Genomic DNA, 15,637 nt, shown 5'->3' on the forward strand with positions numbered 1-15,637 from the left:
TCATGTCGCGCGAACGGCGATCCCGTCCAGGACCATCGACAGGTACTGGCGGGCGATCTCCTCGGGGCTGTGCTGTCCGCCGGGCCGGTACCAGGAGGCGGCCACCCACACGGTGTCGCGCACGAACCGGTAGGTGAGGCGGATGTCGAGGTCGGCGCGGAAGACGTGCTCCTTGACGCCGAGCTCCAGGGTCGTCAGCCACGCCTTCTCGAACCGGCGCTGCGAGGCGGCGAGGAACTCGAAGCGCTCCTGGGCGACGAGCTGCTTGGACTCCTTCTGGTAGATCGCGACGGCGGCGCGGTGCCGGTCGATCTCCCGGAAGGACTCGGTGACGAGGGCCTCCAGGGTTTCCCTGGGGCCGAGTGCGGAGTCGAGCACGGTGTCGTAGCCGGACCACAGCTCGTCGAGGAAGGTGCGCAGGATCTCCTCGAGCATCGACTCCTTGGAGTCGAAGTGGTAGTAGAGGCTGCCGGCCAGCATCCCGGCGTGGTCGGCGATCTTGCGGACGGTGGTGGCGTTGTAGCCCTGGGCGGCGAAGACCTCGGCCGCGGTGTCCAGCAGTTCTCGGCGCCGCTCGGGTGAGGCGGTCACCTGGGGCTTCTTCTTCGTAGGCACGAAACCATTGTGGTCCTAGGCGGGTGGCGGCAGTGCGGTCAGGCGTGCTGGCTGCTGACCGCGACCGTCTCCCCCGTCATGTACGAGGAGTAGCCGCTGGCCAGGAAGACGATCACGTTGGCTATCTCCCACGGCTCCGCGTAGCGCCCGAACGCCTCGCGCGCGGTGAGCTCTTCGAGCAGCTCGTCCGAGGTGACCTTGGCGAGGTGGGGGTGCATGGCGAGGCTCGGCGAGACCGCGTTGACCCGGACACCGTGCGGGGCGGCCTCGATGGCGGCGCAGCGGGTGAGGGCCATGACGCCGGCCTTCGCCGCGGCGTAGTGGGCCTGGCCCGCCTGGGCGCGCCAGCCGAGCACCGAGGCGTTGTTGACGATCACTCCGCCCTCGCCGGTGGCGTACAGCCGGCGCAGGGCCGCTCTGGTGCAGCGGAACGTCCCGTTCAGCGTGACGTCCATGACCTTGTCCCACTGGGCGTCGGTCATCTCGGTGAGCTCGGCGGTGCCGCCGAGGCCCGCGTTGTTCACGACGATGTCGAGGCGGCCGTGGCTCCGCTCCGCCAGCTCGTACAGCTCCTGGACCTGCGCCTCGTCCGTCACGTCGCACGGCGTGCCCGCGACGCGGTCGGCGCCGAACTCGGCGGCTAGCGACTCCACCGACTCCTTGGTGCGGCGCGGGTGGGCGTCGCCGATGACGACGCGGGCGCCCTCCTCCAGGAAGCGGCGCGCGGTGGCGCCGCCGATGCCCGCTCCGGCGGCGGCGGTGATCACGGCGGTGCGGCCGGCCAACAGGCCGTGCCCCGGCACGTATTCGGGCGCTCCCACGGGCGGCACTCCCCTTTCTGCCTTCCTCACCCTCGAAGACCTTCGACGACCCTCGACGGCTGACCCGACCCACGGTAATCTACCAAACACTTGTTAGGGAAGAGCCGGGCCGAGCGAAGAGGTGGGCCGCTGATGGACCTCGACTTCACCGCCGAGGAAGGGGAGTTCAGGCTGCGGGCGCGCGCCTGGCTCGCGGAGCACGTGCCGCCCGGGCCGCTGCCCTCGCTGGAGACCGCCGAGGGCTTCGCCGCCCACCGCGCCTGGGAGGCCAAACTCGCCGCGGACCGCTGGTCGGTGGTGTCCTGGCCGCGGGAGTACGGGGGGCAGGGCGTCGACATCGTCCGGTGGCTCGTCTTCGAGGAGGAGTACTACGCGGCGGGGGCGCCGGGCCGCGTCTCGCAGAACGGGATCAATCTCCTCGCCCCCACCCTCTTCGACTACGGCACCGAGGAGCAGCGCGCCCGGGTGCTGCCCCCGATGGCGAGCGGCGAGGTGATCTGGGCGCAGGCGTGGTCCGAGCCCGAGTCCGGCTCGGACCTCGCCTCGCTGCGTTCCACGGCCCGGCGTACGGAGGGGGGTTGGCTGCTCAGCGGCCAGAAGACCTGGTCGTCGCGGGCCGCGTTCGCCGACCGCGCCTTCGGCCTGTTCCGCAGCGACCCGGCCGTCGCCCCCGCCCGGCCGCACCGCGGGCTCACGTATCTGATGTTCCCACTCGACGCGGAGGGCGTGACGGTCCGTCCCATCGGGCGCCTGGACGGCAAGCCCGCCTTCGCCGAGCTCTTCCTGGACGACGTCTTCGTGCCGGACGAGGACGTGATCGGCGAACCGGGCCAGGGCTGGCGGATCGCGATGTCGACGACGGGCAACGAAAGGGGCCTCACCCTGCGTTCACCGGGCCGCTTCCTCGCGACGGCGGACCGCCTCACGCGCGCGTGGCGGGCGCAGGGCGACCCGGCGGACACGGCGCTGCGCGACCGGGTGGCCGACGCGGTGATCGGGGCGCGCGCCTATGAGCTGTTCACGTGGGCGAACGCCTCGCGGTTCGCGGCGGGCGAGACCATCGGTGCCGAGTCCAGCCTGAACAAGGTCTTCTGGTCGGAGTACGACATCGCGACGCAGGAGACGGCGCTCGACCTGCTGGGCGCGGACGGCGAACTGGCCGACGGCGAGTGGGCCGAGGGCTATGTCTTCTCGCTCGCCGGACCCATCTACGCGGGCACGAACGAGATCCAGCGCGACATCATCGCCGAGCGCCTGCTCGGCCTGCCGAAGGGACGGCGCTGATGCGATTCCTCCTGGACGACGAGCAGCGGGAGTTCGCCCGGTCCCTGGACGCGATGCTGACGGCGGCCGACACCCCGACGGCCACACGCGCGTGGGCCGCCGCCGACCACGCCCCTGGCCGGGCCCTGTGGGGGCGCCTCGCGGAGGCGGGCGTCTTCGCCCTTGCCGTGCCCGAGGAGCACGACGGAGTGGGGCCGCTCCCCGTAGAAGTGGCCGTGGCCTTCATCGAGTTGGGACGTCACGCGGTGCCGGGCCCCCTGGTCGAGACGGTGGCGGCCGCGGCGCTCCTGTCCCGTCTCGCGGACCTCGGCGAGCAGGAACCCGCCAAGCGCCTCCTGCCCGCCCTGGCCTCCGGCACCGCCACGGCCACCCTCGCCCTCCCGGGGACGAACGGCCCGTACGCGCTGGACGCCGACGCGGCGACGCACCTCCTGGTGGCCGCCGACGGCACACTGCGCCTCGCGCCCGGCCCCGAGAGCCTGCACCACTCCCTCGACCCCGCCCGCCGCCTCGCCGTCCCGCTGCCCGGCGGCGAACTCCTCGCCACCGGGCCCGCCGTGACCGAGGCCGCCGGCAGGGCCGCCGACTGGGCCGCGCTCGCCACGGCCGCGCAGGCGCTGGGCGTCGGACGGGCGCTGCTGGACAGGACCGTGGCGTACGTGAAGCAGCGCACCCAGTTCGGTACGGCGATCGGCACCTTCCAGGCCGTGAAGCACCGGCTGGCCGACGTCCTCGTACGGCTTGAATTCGCCCGGCCCCTGCTCTTCGGAGCGGCCCTCTCCATGGAGGGTGCCGACATAGCGGCGGCCAAGGCGGCCGCGGGCGAGGCGGCCTATGGGGCGGCGCGGGCGGCGCTCCAGTTGCACGGCGCGATCGGCTACACCTCGGAGTACGACCTCTCCTTGTGGCTCACCAAGGCCCGGGCGCTGCGCACCGCGTGGGGCGATCCGCCGGCGTGCCGCGCGCGGGTGCTCGCCGGGAGGGAGTGAGCGGAGCCTCCTTGAGCGGGCCCGGCGCGCGCCCACCCATGCCCCCGTCCACGGTCCGCCCCCGAACGCGCGGGTGCGCAGGCCCCGCCCTCGCTGCGATCATGGGACGTACGGGGCGGACGGGATCGGTGATTCGGGAACGGCGAACGGGCCGAGGGCGGCCGAGAAGGAGGCCACACGTGCGCGTGATCGGGCTGATGTCGGGAACTTCGTACGACGCGATCGACGCCGCGGCGGCCGACTTGACGATCGACGGGGACCGGCTGCTGATGTCACCGCTCGGCCTCATCAGCCGGGGCTACGACCCGGAGCTGCAGCGTGCCCTCGCGGCCGCGCTGCCGCCCGCCGCGACCTCGCTCGCCGAGGTGTGCCGCCTCGACACGCTCATCGGCCGGGCCTTCGCCGCAGCGGCCGTCGAGGCGGACCGCGAACTGTGCGACGGGCGCGCCGAGTTGGTCGCCTCGCACGGCCAGACCGTCTACCACTGGGTCGAGGACGGACAGGTGCACGGCACCCTGCAGATCGGCCAGCCCGCGTGGATCGCGGAGGCGAGCGGGCTGCCCGTGGTCGCCGACTTCCGGCCCCGGGACATCGCGGCGGGCGGCCAAGGGGCGCCGCTGGTCAGCCTGTTCGACCAGATGTGGCTGCGCGGCAGGCCCGGCGCACCCGCCGCCCTGAACCTCGGCGGCATCGCCAACATCACGGCGCCGGACGGCACGGCGTTCGACACGGGCCCGGCCAACGCCCTCCTCGACGCGGCCGTGCACGACGGCACCTCCGGCCGCCTCACCCACGACCAGGACGGCGCCCTCGCCGCCCGCGGCCGGCCCGACGCGGGACTGCTCGAACTGCTCCTCGCGGAGCCGTACTACACGCTGCCCGCACCCAAGACGACCGGCAAGGAACTCTTCCACCTCGCCTATCTGCGCGCCGCCCTGGCACAGGGCTACGAGCAGCTGCCGCTGGAGGACGTCGCCGCGACGCTCACGCTGCTCACCGCCCGGACGGTCGCGGACGCGGTGCGCTCGGTGCGGGCGAGCGAGGTCGTCGCGTCCGGGGGCGGCACGCGCAACCCGACGCTGATGAGGCTGCTGCGCGCGGAGTTGGACGGCGGCGCGGCGCGGGGCGGGGCCGAGGTCAGGTCCGGTGGCGGGGCGGAGGGAAGGACCGGTGGCGCGGGCGGGATTCCCGTCCGTACGTCCGACGAGCTCGGCCTCCCGTCGGCGGCGAAGGAGGCGTACGCCTTCGCGGTCCTGGGGTTCCTCACCGCGCACGGGCTCGCGGGGACCGTGCCCGCCAGCACGGGGGCACGGCACGCGAGTGTGCTCGGGTCGATCACTCCGGGGCGGCGCGGGGTGCCGTCGCCGGGGCCCGCCGCGGTGGCGCCGGTGCGGCTCGTCGTGGCCGGGTGACCATGGCCGTCGTGGCCGGGTGACCTCGGCCGTCGTGGCCGGGTGGCCCCGGAGCGGCGAAGCCGGGTGAAACCGGAGCGGCAAGGCGAATCCGCCCCCCTCTCATCCCCCTTTCACGGACGGCTCTTAACCTGGCGCCATGACGCAGGCGACTCCTCCCGGCTGGTATCCCGACCCGGGGCAGACAAGCGACGGACCGCGCACCGAACGCTGGTGGGACGGACAGACATGGACGGACCAGGTGCGCGCCGCGGCGGGCCCGCCGGCCGGCCCGCGCCGGGGAGCCCGCATCGCGATAGCGGCGATCGTGGGGGTCGCCGTTCTCGCGGGCATAGGCGGCGGGGTGTACGCGCTGACATCCGACGACGACGGGAACGGCGGCAACGGCGACAGCGCCAAGCCCCCGGGGTCCAGCGCGCCTTCGGCCCCCGGCGAGGACGGCGGCGACGGCGGCAACGGCGGCAGGGGTGGTGACGGCGGCGGCAACGGCTCGCCGGAGGAGCCGAACGCCCCGGAGCAGTCCCCCGGCGGCCCCTCCCAGGGACCCGAGCCGGAGAAGGGCTTCGTCGCGGACCCGACCAACGGCATCAGCCTGCCCACGCCGGACGGCTGGCGCGGCGGCGCCACCGACAAGGGCGCCGCCGTGACGACGGCCCCCTTCCCGTGCCCGGGCAACGCCTCCGAGCAGTGCACCCGGGGCGGCGCCTACTCGGCGCCCGCGACGGCGTACAAGATCGACGCCAAGTCCGCGAAGGCAGCGGCCCGGGCCGACATCGCGCCCAACGCGAAGGACGCCTTCGGCGGCAAGACGTACGGGAAGATCACCTCGCACAAGGAACTGGAGTCGAAGGCCGTCACCGTCGCGGGCCAGAAGGGATACCTGGTCCGCTGGAAGGTCGTGACGCAGAAGAGCGACGACGGCTATGTGCAGTCGCTGGCGTTCCCCTCACCCGTAGACAAGGACCGCATCGTCATCGTCCGCTTCGGCCTGGACATCAACGACGAGGCGCCGAAGCAGTCGGTGCTCGACGAGATCACCCAGGGCATCAAGAAGGCGCCGGACGGGGCCGGCGGGGGCAACGGTACGGAGGTCTGAGGAGGAGCCGACCCCAGGACCGCTGCTCAACTCCCAACTCCCAACTCCCGGCTCCTGGCCCCCGGCTCCCGGCTCCCGCAGTCGCCCGGGGGCTAGCTCGCGGAAAGCTCTCGCAGCGCCGCGCCGATCGCCGCCACGCCCTCGGCGACGAGGCCCGGCGGTGTGGCCGCGTAACCGAGGACGAGTCCGGGCCGCCCCGGCACCTGACGGTGCCACGACAGGGGGTGGCACTTCACGCCCCGGGCGAGCGCGGCCGCGGCGAGCTCGGTGTCGGGGACGTCGGCCTCATAGGTGACCGTGAGGTGCAGCCCGGCCGCCGCGCCGTGCACGACCGCTCCCGGCACCTCCTCGGCGAGGGCGGCGATCATGGCGTCGCGGCGGCGCCGGTGGCGGCCGCGCAACAGCCGCAGATGGCGCTCCAGTTCACCGGACTCCATGAGCCGGGCGAGCACCAGCTGCGGCAGCGCCGCGTTGCCCAGGTCGGTGAAGCGCTTGGCCTGTGTGAGCGCGGCGCGGTGGCGGGGCGGCGCCACCATCCAGCCGATGCGGAGCGCGGGCGCGAGCAGCTTGGAGACGCTCCCCAGGTAACACACCTGGTCCGCGAGCAGCGAGCGCAGAGCGGGCACGGGCGGCCGGTCGTAACGGTGCTCGGCGTCGTAGTCGTCCTCGATGATCAGGCGGCTGTCGTACGTCGATGTGTCGCCGCCCGCCGCGCCGTCCAGCGCCCAGCGCAGCAGCTCACGGCGGCGCTCGCCGCTCAGCACCACTCCCGTCGGGAACTGGTGCGCGGGCGTCAGCAGCACCGCGCGCGCACCGGTGGCACGCAGGGCGTCCATCCGCACCCCGTGCTCGTCGACCGGCACGGGAGGGGTGAACAGGCCGCCGTTGAGCAGATGTTGGCGGGTGCCGAGCGACCCGGGGTCCTCCACGGCGACGGTGTCGATGCCGTCGGCGCGCAGCACGGGGTGCAGGAGGGTGAGGGCCTGCGCGGTTCCGGCGACGACGAGCACCTCGTCGGCCCCTACCTGGATGCCTCGGGTGCGCGCAAGCCAGTCCGCGACGGCCCGGCGCAGGGGTGCGACGCCGCGCGGATCCCCGTACCCGAGGTGCTCCGCCGACGCCCCGTCGAACACGGCACGTTCGGCCCGCAGCCAGGCCGCGCGGGGGAAGGCCGTGAGGTCCGGTTTGCCGGGGGTGAAGTCGACGCGGGCGGGGGCGGCGCGCAGGGCGTCGAAGATGTCGGGGCCGGGGGCGGGAGAGAGGCCGGGGCTGGGAGTGGGGCCCGGACTGTGAGTGGGGCTGAGGCCGGGGACGGGACCGGGGGCGGGACCGGGCACAGAGCCGGGAGCAAGACCGGGACTGGGAGCGGGCACAGCGCCAGGAGCGAGACCGGAGCCAGGGCCAAGTCCGGGACCAGAGCCAGGAGCAAGACCGGAGCCGGAGCCAAGGGCGGGAGTAAAACCGGAACCGGGACCGGGACCGGGACCGGGCACGGAGCCGGGGGCGGGACCGGAGCCGGGGCCAGGACCGGAGGTCAACGGCCCGCCGGGCGCGCCCGGTTCAGGGTGGGAGGAAGAGGGAACGGGCGGAACGCGAGGTGAGCCCCGGCCCAAGGGCGCCGCCAGCACCACCGTTCCGCCCCGCCGCCGCCCCTCGACCTGCCCGTCCTCGGTGAGCCGCCGGTACGCCTCGGTCACCACCCCGCGCGAGACCCGCAGTTCGGCGGCGAGCACCCGGGTCGGCGGGAGGCGGGACCCGATCGCGAGCCGCCCGTCCGCTATCGCCTGCCGCAGCTGCGCCGCGAGCCAGTCCGCCTTGCCCCCGGCCGGGGCGGCGCCGATGTCGAGCTGGAGGAAGTCGGAGCCGTACGACGGCAGTTCGCCATCCACTTCTGCATCCGCCTCTGCATCCACCTCACCATCCACCCCCCTCGCCACCGTTCCCGCCGCTCCCCCGCTGCCCCGTTCCCCCGCTGCCACCCGCCCATCCTGGCACGATCACGCCAGCGCGAGCCGGGCGCTCAGCCCCACGAAACCTGCCGCGAACGCCCGCCGCATCCCGGTCATCACCCGCGGCCGGGCCAGCACCCGGTCCCGAACCGCCGCGGCGCACAGCCCGTACACCGCGAACACCACGAACGTCAGCCCCATGAAGACCGCGCTGAGCTGCAGCATCACGCCGAGGGAGCCGGGCTCGTCCTGCGGGACGAACTGGGGCAGGAACGCGACGAAGAACATGGTCAGCTTCGGGTTGAGCAGATTGATCAGCACACCGGAGCCGATGACCCGCGCCGCCGACCGCGGGGCGCCCCCGTCCCCGTCCGCGACCAGCGCGTCCTTGTCGCGCAGCGTCGCCCACGCCATGTAGAGGAGATAGCCGACGCCGAGGTACTTCACCACCTCGTACGCGACGGAGCTGGTGTGCAGGAGGGCGGCGAGCCCCGTGATGGTCGCCACCAGGTGCGGCACGATGCCGAGCGTGGAGCCGAACGCGGCGACCACGCTCGCCCGCCGCCCGTGGGAGAGCCCGGCGGCGATGGTGTAGACGGCTCCGGTGCCGGGAGTGGCCACCACGAGGAGCGTGGTCAGCAGGAACGCGATGCTCAAGGGGTACCTCCGCGAGGCTTCGGGGTGGATCAAGTCCCTTCACCCTGAAGCCCCGTTGGCCTCGCGAACAGAACCAAAGAGAGTCCGCTCGACAGGTCCAAAAGACGCGCCCCGGAGTCCGGAGTCCTCGACGCGGCGCCCTTAGGACCCCAGAACCTCAGAACCCCAGGGCTCCTCAACAGCACATGGGCCGGACGAACGGCCGGAGCACCGCCGTGCTCCGCCGCCCGTCCGGCCGCAGTACGCCGCCCCCGTCCCCACGGTGCGGCGTGGCAGGCCCGGACCCCGGTCATCCGGCGGGGTCCGGCCCACGATCAAGGCGCGCTCGCGGCCTCCAGGCCGAGCGCGGGAAGCACCGCCGCCTCCACGAAGCGCGTCAGGTACTCCACGTCCGCGTGCTTGCCCTCCAGCATCGGGCGGGCCCGGATCACGCCCATGAGCTGGGCCGCCACGAACTCCGCCGCCGGGTGGCCCGCGGGGATCTCGCCCCGCGCGACGCCCCGCCGCAGCATCTCCTCTATGCCCGCGATCTCCGGTTCGACCAGCGCGTCCCGCAGCGCCTGCTTGAGGTCGCCGTCCTGCAGGATCGCGTGGCTGAGAGCCTGCATGAGGAGGGTGTCCTGGCCCGACCACTCGGCGGCGGAGCACGCGGCGGCGCGCAGGTCGCCGGCGAGCGAGCCCGTGTCGATGCCCGCGAAGCGCACACAGCGGTTGGCGCGCAGGGCCGCCGCCACGAACAGGGGCTTGGTCTTCCACTGCCGGTAGAGCGTGGACTTGCTGCACTTCGTGGCCGCGGCGACGCCCTCCATCGTCACGGCCTCATAGCCGTGGTCGCGGAGCTGGTCGAGCACGGCCTCGTAGAACTCGCGCTCGCGCTCGGGCGTGATCTTGGAGCGCCGGGATCCGGCCTCGCGCTGCCGAACCGCCTGCTGCCGAACCTCCTGCTGTCGGACCTCGCTCTGCCGGACCTCGCCCTGCTGTGCCTGGTCCCCCGACGTCATTGCTCTGTCTCCTCGCTACGGCGGCCTTCGAAGCTCTTCAAAGCCTACCGATACGCCAGTGTACCGGTACGGCCGCGTATCGGTACACTTTCGTTTCGGTACACTGGCGTATCGATGAGTGGGGCGGACTCTCACTCACCACCGCACCACCCACTCATCACGCAAAGGGGTCGGGGATGGAAACCCGAACCGAGCCTGCCGACCAGCAGCCGGGCATATCCGACCGGCAGCCGAGCCCAGCCACCCGCACGGTGGCCGCCCGACCGCCCCTCGTCCGCGAACTCCTGCTCATCGCGGGCCTCTTCCTCGTCTACAAACTGGGCCGGCAGCTCGCCAACGGCCACACCGAGGAGGCGTTCGGCAACGCCCACCACGTGTGGAACGCCGAGCGCGACCTGCACCTGCCGGGCGAGGGCCTCGTCCAGCAGCTCCTGCTGCACAACGAGACGCTGATCCACGTCGCGAACACCTACTACGCGACGGTGCACTTCCCCGCGACGGTCCTGTTCCTGGTCTGGCTGTACGTGCGCCGCCCCGGCCACTACGTCTGGGCCCGCCGCGTCCTCGCCGCCCTGACCGCGGCCGCGCTCGTGCTGCACCTCACGTTCCCGCTGGCCCCGCCCCGGCTGCTCGGCGCCGCCCACCTCGTGGACACGGCCCAGGTGTACGGGCCCTCCGTGTACGCCTCGACGCCGGAGACCGACTCGATGGCGAACCAGTTCGCCGCGATGCCGTCGCTGCACTTCGGGTGGGCGCTCATGGTCGCCATCGGCGTCATCGTGGCCACGAGATCGCGCTGGCGCTGGCTGTCGCTGCTGCACCCGCTCCTGACGCTGCTCGTGATCGTCGGCACGGCCAACCACTACTGGCTCGACGCGATCGTGGCGGCCGCGCTGCTCGGCATCGCGCTCGCGGTGATCCGGCAGCCGTCGACGGGCCGTTCCCTGGTGGTGCGCAGGTCCGCGCCCGCGCCCGTGCCCGTGCCCGTGCCCGCTCAGGACTCCACGCCCGCCCCGTCCGCCGCCGGACTCGCCTCCTCGGGGGTGGACCGGTGAGCGCCACCGTCGTCGCCGTCCTCCTCTCCCTCGTCTCGGCCGCCGCCTACGCCGCGGCCGCCGTCGCCCAGGAGCGGCTCGCCTCCCGGCTGCCGGAGAGCGGCGGCGGGTCCGGCGCGCTGCGGCTGCTCGGCAGCGGCGCCTGGTGGTCGTCGGTCGGACTGAACGCGGCCGCCGCGCTGCTGCACGTCGCGGCCCTCAAGTACGGGCCGCTGACCCTCGTCCAGCCGCTGGGCGCGCTCACCCTCGTCGCGGCCGTGCCGCTCGGGGCGCGCATCGCCGGGCGGCGCGTGACGCGCCTGGAGTGGCGCGGCACCGGCCTCACCCTCATCGGCCTCGGCGCGCTGCTCCTGACGGCCTCCGGGCCCGCTCCCGACGACTATCTGAAGCTGCCCGAGGCGCTCGCCGTCGCGGCGGGCACGATGGCCGTCATCGGCCTGCTGTCGCGTCCGGGCACCCGGCCGGGGCTGCGGCACGCGACCGCGTCCGGGTTCGCCTCGGGGGTGGCGTCCGCGCTCACGCAGACCGTGACGGTCGCGGCCACGGACCGTTCGGGCCCGGTGCTCAGCGCGCAGGTCATCGTGGTGGCGCTGCTCGTCGCCGCGTTCGCCGTGGGCGGCCTGCTGCTCTCCCAGACCGCCTACCGGGGCGGCCTCGGGGCGCCGCTCGCCGTGGTGACCCTGGCCAACCCGGTGGCCGCGTCCGTGATCGGCCTGAGCCTGCTCGGCGAGCGGCTCCAGGGCGGGGCGGGCGGGGTGCTCCTCGCCGTGACGGGCGCGCTGGTCGCCGGGTACGGGGTCGTGGTCCTGACCCGCTCGCCGGCCACGGCCGCCGCGCGTCCGGAACCCGTCGCCGGGGGCGGGCCCAGGGCGGCCGACGCCGAACCCGGCATCGCCGACTACCTGCCGTCGATCCCGGGCCAGCCGGAACCGCCGGTGCTGCACCTGTCCCGCCCGTAAGCCCGCACGCGCACACGCAACGCGCACGAAAGCGACGTCGGCCGCGCCCCTTCCCCGGGGCGCGGCCGACGTCGTCGTACGGATGCGTGGCGGGCGGACGGCTCAGCCGAAGCCGCGCGCGTCCTGCTTCAGCGCCGTGTCCACCGTCAGCGCCGTCGCGACGACGAGGCTCAGGAGCGGCTCGGGCAGCTGGAAGTGGATCTGCAGGACGTAGTTGTCCGCGGTCGTGAACATGGTCTTGGCGAGGCCCTCCCAGGTCTTGGTGATCCGGGCGACCTCGTTGTCGGCGTGGTCGACGATGGAGAAGTTCCACGCGCGCCAGTTCTCCGCCTTGATCGCGCCGACCTGCTGGCCGTTCACGTTCATCGCGAAGTTGATCTTGCCGATCATGTTCTGCTGGACGATCTCGCCGACCGGCTGGCCGTCCGGGCGCTCGACGATGACGCGCGACTTCATGAACTTCTTCGGGCGCGTCATGATCAGCTGCGGCTGGCCGTACGCGTCCCGGATCTCCAGCTTGTGCGTCATGAACTGGTCGAGGCTGGAGACGAAGCGCGCGACCTTCTTGAGCGTGCTCTGGCCGACCTGGACGACCGAGCCGATCTGGTTGCCGGACTGGTCCATGACCGAGTACTCGTTGGTCAGCTCGATCAGCTTGGCCTTCTGGTTCACCACCAGGACCGGCTCGGTGAACAGGCTGCCGCCGCCCTGCGCGGTGGGCGCGACCCCGGCCTGCTGCTGGACCTGACGCTGCACCTTCGAGGGGTCCGCCGACTGCTGCGGCACGCCCTGCTGCGGCATCCCGTAACCACCGGCCGCCTGCCCCTGCTGACCGAACTGGCCCTGCAGATGGGCCTGTTGGCCCTGCTGGGCCTGCGGCTGGCCGTACTGGGCCTGCTGCTGGGCGGGCTGCTGCTGCGCCGCCGGGGCCTGCTGCGGGACCTGCTGGGCCTGCGGCTGCTGGGCGGGGCTGGTGTTCTCGGTCCACTGGGAACCGTCCCACCAGCGCAGGAGCTGAGGATTGCCCTGCGGGTCCGGGTACCAGCCTGCAGGGGTGTTCGAATGCGTGGTCACCGAAGCACACTATCCCGACGCACTGGACAGTCCACCACCCCTTGGCAAAGCCTGTGACGTCCGCCTCACCGCTCCCCTTCGGGCAGCGTGACCGCAACGGTCAGGGCACCCGCCCCTTCCCGCAGTTCGACGGTCTCGATGCGACCGGCGGACCGCAGATCCGCGACCGAGGGCGCGCACCGGTCGAGGACCGCGCGCGGCGCCGTCAGGACCGCCGCCGACACCGGGGCGCGCATCGAGAGCCGCGCCTGGGACTTGGCCCTGCGGACGGCCGCGATGACCTCCGAGGCAACCTCGAGGAGCTCCTGGTCGCCGCCCGCGGCGCGCAGCGGCTCCGGGTCCGGCCAGGCGGCGCGGTGCAGCGAGCCCTCACCCCGATACCGGGATCCCTCACCCCGATACGGGGATTCCTCACCCCGATACGGGGGTTCCCCGCCCCGCCACCACGACCAGACCTCCTCGGTGACGAACGGCAGGACCGGCGCGAAGAGCCGCAGCAGGGTGTCCAGTGCCGTGCGCAGCGCCGCCCGCGCGGACCCGGTGCCCGCCGCCCCGCCGTGGTCTCCGTAGGCGCGGGCCTTGACCAGCTCCACGTAGTCGTCGCAGAAGTGCCAGAAGACGGACTCCGAACGCTCCAGGGCCCGCGCGTAGTTGAAGTCGTCGAAGGCCGCCGTGGCGTCCTCGACGGCGGCGGCGAGCTCGGCGAGCAGTGCCCGGTCCAGGGGCTCGGTGACCGCGTCGGTGCCGGGGTCCCGCCCGTCCTCCTCGTCGAGGCTCAGGATGAACCTCCCCACGTTCAGGATCTTCGTCGCGAGCCGTCGGCCGATCTTCATCTGGCCGGTGTCGAACGCCGTGTCCGTGCCGGGCCGGCCGCTCGCCGCCCAGTAGCGGACCGCGTCGGAGCCGTACTGCCTGAGGAGGTCGAGGGGCGTGACCGCGTTGCCCTTGGACTTCGACATCTTCTTGCGGTCGGGGTCGAGGATCCAGCCGGAGATCGCGGCGTGCCGCCAGGGCAGCGTGCCGTGGCCCGCGTGGGCGCGGACGACCGTCGAGAACAGCCAGGTGCGGATGATCTCGTGGGCCTGGGGCCGCAGGTCCATCGGGAAGACCCGCGCGAACAGGTCCGGGTCCGAGCGCCGTCCGCCCGCGATCTGCGGGGTGAGCGAGGAGGTCGCCCAGGTGTCCATGACGTCCGGGTCGGCGGCGAAGCCGTGCGGCTCGCCGCGCTGCGCCTCCTCGTAGCCGGGCGGGGCCTGGACGCTCGGGTCGACGGGGAGCGCGGCCGGGTCCGGGAGGAGGGGCCGCTCGTGGTCGGGCAGGCCCGCGCCGTCCAGGGGGTACCAGACGGGGATCGGGACGCCGAAGAACCGCTGGCGGCTGACCAGCCAGTCGCCGTTGAGCCCGTCGACCCAGTTCTCGTACCGGACCCGCATGTGCGGCGGGTGCCAGGTCAACTCGGCGCCCCGGGCGAGGAGTTCCGCGCGCAGGTGCTCGTCCCGGCCGCCGTTGCGCAGGTACCACTGGCGGGTCGTGACGATCTCCAGGGGCTTGTCGCCCTTCTCGAAGAACTTGACCGGGTGCGTGACCGGCCGCGGCTCGCCCTCCAGGTCGCCGCTCTCCCGCAGCAGGCCGACGACGCGTTCGCGGGCGGTGTGCGCGGTGGCCCCGGCGAGCCGTGCGTAGCTCTCGCGCGCGTGGGGCGCGTCGAGTCCGGGCGGCGGGGCGGCGAGCAGGCGGCCGTCCCAGCCCATGACCGGGCGGGTGTCGAGCCGCAGTTCGCGCCACCACGTGACGTCCGTGGTGTCCCCGAACGTGCAGACCATGGCGATCCCGGTGCCCTTGCCGGGGTCGGCGAGCGGATGCGCGAGGACCGGGACCTCGGCTCCGAAGAGGGGGGTGCGGACCTTCGTACCGAAGAGCGGCTGGTAGCGCTCGTCGTCGGGGTGGGCGACGAGGGCGACGCAGGCGGGCAGGAGCTCGGGGCGGGTCGTCTCGATGGGGACGCGCTCGCCGAGCGGTCCGTGGAAGGCCAGACGGTGGTAGGCGGCGGGCCGCTCCCTGTCCTCCAGTTCCGCCTGGGCGACGGCCGTTCGGAACGTGACGTCCCACAGCGTCGGCGCCTCCGCGACGTACGCCTCGCCGCGCTCGAGGGCCTCCAGGAAGGCCAGCTGGGACATGGCGCGGGCCTCGGCGCCGATCGTCTGGTACGTCCGCGTCCAGTCGACCGAGAGCCCGAGCGCCCGCCACAGCTCCTCGAAGGCCCGCTCGTCCTCGACGGTGAGCTGCTCGCACAGCTCGATGAAGTTGCTCCGGGAGATGGGCAGTTGGCGCTTGCCGGGCTCGGCGGGCGGGGTGAAGTCCGGGTCGTACGGGAGGGCGGGCTCGCAGCGGACGCCGAAGTGGTTCTGGACGCGGCGCTCGGTGGGCAGGCCGTTGTCGTCCCAGCCCATCGGGTAGAAGACTTCCTTGCCGCGCATGCGCTGATAGCGCGCGACGGTGTCGGTGTGCGTGTACGAGAAGACGTGCCCGACGTGCAGGGAGCCGCTGACCGTGGGCGGCGGGGTGTCGATGGAGAAGATCTCGGCGCGCGTGCGCGAGCGGTCGAAGGCGAATACACCCGACGCGTCCCAGCGCCGCGACCACTTCTCTTCGAGCCCGTCCAGGACGGGCCGCTCGGGGACGCCGGTGGGGCGTGGGGTGTCTGCCATGGTTCAGCTTCTCAAGA

13 protein-coding genes are annotated in these 15,637 nt (G+C 73.4%); 6 read left to right on the forward strand and 7 right to left on the reverse strand.

The annotated features are described in order from the left end of the window. Positions 1 to 615 carry a TetR/AcrR family transcriptional regulator gene (locus tag ACQB60_RS06975; protein ID WP_496924938.1) on the reverse strand — a complete coding sequence of 205 codons (615 nt, stop codon included), beginning with the start codon at positions 613 to 615 and terminating at the stop codon, positions 1 to 3. Between the two features lie 38 nt (positions 616 to 653). Continuing rightward, positions 654 to 1,436, reverse strand: a complete 783-nt coding sequence (locus ACQB60_RS06980) for an SDR family oxidoreductase (protein ID WP_496924939.1) — start codon at positions 1,434 to 1,436, stop codon at positions 654 to 656. 132 nt (positions 1,437 to 1,568) lie between these two features. On the opposite strand from ACQB60_RS06980, the gene ACQB60_RS06985 reads away from it, so the two are divergent. The 4 genes from ACQB60_RS06985 (at position 1,569) to ACQB60_RS07000 (ending at position 6,217) form a co-directional block, all read left to right on the forward strand. Further along, complete coding sequence (locus tag ACQB60_RS06985; protein ID WP_496924940.1) at positions 1,569 to 2,720, forward strand: acyl-CoA dehydrogenase family protein; 1,152 nt, start codon at positions 1,569 to 1,571, stop codon at positions 2,718 to 2,720. Then, positions 2,720 to 3,709 (forward strand): acyl-CoA dehydrogenase family protein, encoded by a 990-nt coding sequence (locus tag ACQB60_RS06990; protein WP_496924941.1) that lies wholly within the window; start codon positions 2,720 to 2,722, stop codon positions 3,707 to 3,709. The genes ACQB60_RS06985 and ACQB60_RS06990 overlap by 1 nt, the downstream gene beginning before the upstream one ends. A gap of 179 nt (positions 3,710 to 3,888) precedes the next feature. Beyond that, a complete protein-coding gene (locus ACQB60_RS06995) occupies positions 3,889 to 5,121 on the forward strand; it encodes an anhydro-N-acetylmuramic acid kinase (RefSeq protein WP_496924942.1) in 1,233 nt (410 codons plus the stop codon). A 139-nt stretch (positions 5,122 to 5,260) separates the two neighbouring features. Further along, a complete protein-coding gene (locus ACQB60_RS07000) occupies positions 5,261 to 6,217 on the forward strand; it encodes a DUF2510 domain-containing protein (RefSeq protein ID WP_496924943.1) in 957 nt (318 codons plus the stop codon). A gap of 92 nt (positions 6,218 to 6,309) precedes the next feature. On the opposite strand, the gene ACQB60_RS07005 is transcribed toward ACQB60_RS07000, so the two are convergent. The 3 genes from ACQB60_RS07005 to ACQB60_RS07015 all read right to left on the reverse strand — a co-directional run bounded on the left by ACQB60_RS07005 (position 6,310) and on the right by ACQB60_RS07015 (position 9,824). After that, the gene (locus ACQB60_RS07005) at positions 6,310 to 8,010 is read right to left on the reverse strand and encodes an aminotransferase-like domain-containing protein (RefSeq protein ID WP_496925627.1); all 1,701 of its coding nucleotides are present in this window, start codon (positions 8,008 to 8,010) and stop codon (positions 6,310 to 6,312) included. A gap of 204 nt (positions 8,011 to 8,214) precedes the next feature. After that, positions 8,215 to 8,823 carry a LysE family translocator gene (locus ACQB60_RS07010; protein WP_496924944.1) on the reverse strand — a complete coding sequence of 203 codons (609 nt, stop codon included), beginning with the start codon at positions 8,821 to 8,823 and terminating at the stop codon, positions 8,215 to 8,217. A 314-nt stretch (positions 8,824 to 9,137) separates the two neighbouring features. Beyond that, complete coding sequence (locus ACQB60_RS07015) at positions 9,138 to 9,824, reverse strand: TetR/AcrR family transcriptional regulator (protein ID WP_496924945.1); 687 nt, start codon at positions 9,822 to 9,824, stop codon at positions 9,138 to 9,140. Between the two features lie 176 nt (positions 9,825 to 10,000). Here ACQB60_RS07015 and ACQB60_RS07020 point away from each other — a divergent pair, with 176 nt between their 5' ends. After that, complete coding sequence (locus ACQB60_RS07020; RefSeq protein ID WP_496924946.1) at positions 10,001 to 10,879, forward strand: phosphatase PAP2 family protein; 879 nt, start codon at positions 10,001 to 10,003, stop codon at positions 10,877 to 10,879. After that, entirely contained in the window at positions 10,876 to 11,838 is a 963-nt protein-coding gene (locus ACQB60_RS07025) for a DMT family transporter (protein ID WP_496924947.1), read from the forward strand. Before ACQB60_RS07020 ends, ACQB60_RS07025 begins: the two co-directional genes overlap by 4 nt. Positions 11,839 to 11,940: 102 nt before the next feature. On the opposite strand, the gene ACQB60_RS07030 is transcribed toward ACQB60_RS07025, so the two are convergent. Both ACQB60_RS07030 and valS read right to left on the reverse strand, forming a co-directional pair. Next, a complete protein-coding gene (locus tag ACQB60_RS07030; RefSeq protein ID WP_496924948.1) occupies positions 11,941 to 12,912 on the reverse strand; it encodes an LURP-one-related family protein in 972 nt (323 codons plus the stop codon). Between the two features lie 65 nt (positions 12,913 to 12,977). Further along, positions 12,978 to 15,620, reverse strand: a complete 2,643-nt coding sequence (valS, locus tag ACQB60_RS07035) for a valine--tRNA ligase (protein ID WP_496924949.1) — start codon at positions 15,618 to 15,620, stop codon at positions 12,978 to 12,980. Between the last annotated feature and the right edge of the window lie 17 nt (positions 15,621 to 15,637).

It is taken from the genome of Streptomyces odontotermitis (assembly GCF_050510915.1).
Classification (GTDB): domain Bacteria; phylum Actinomycetota; class Actinomycetes; order Streptomycetales; family Streptomycetaceae; genus Streptomyces.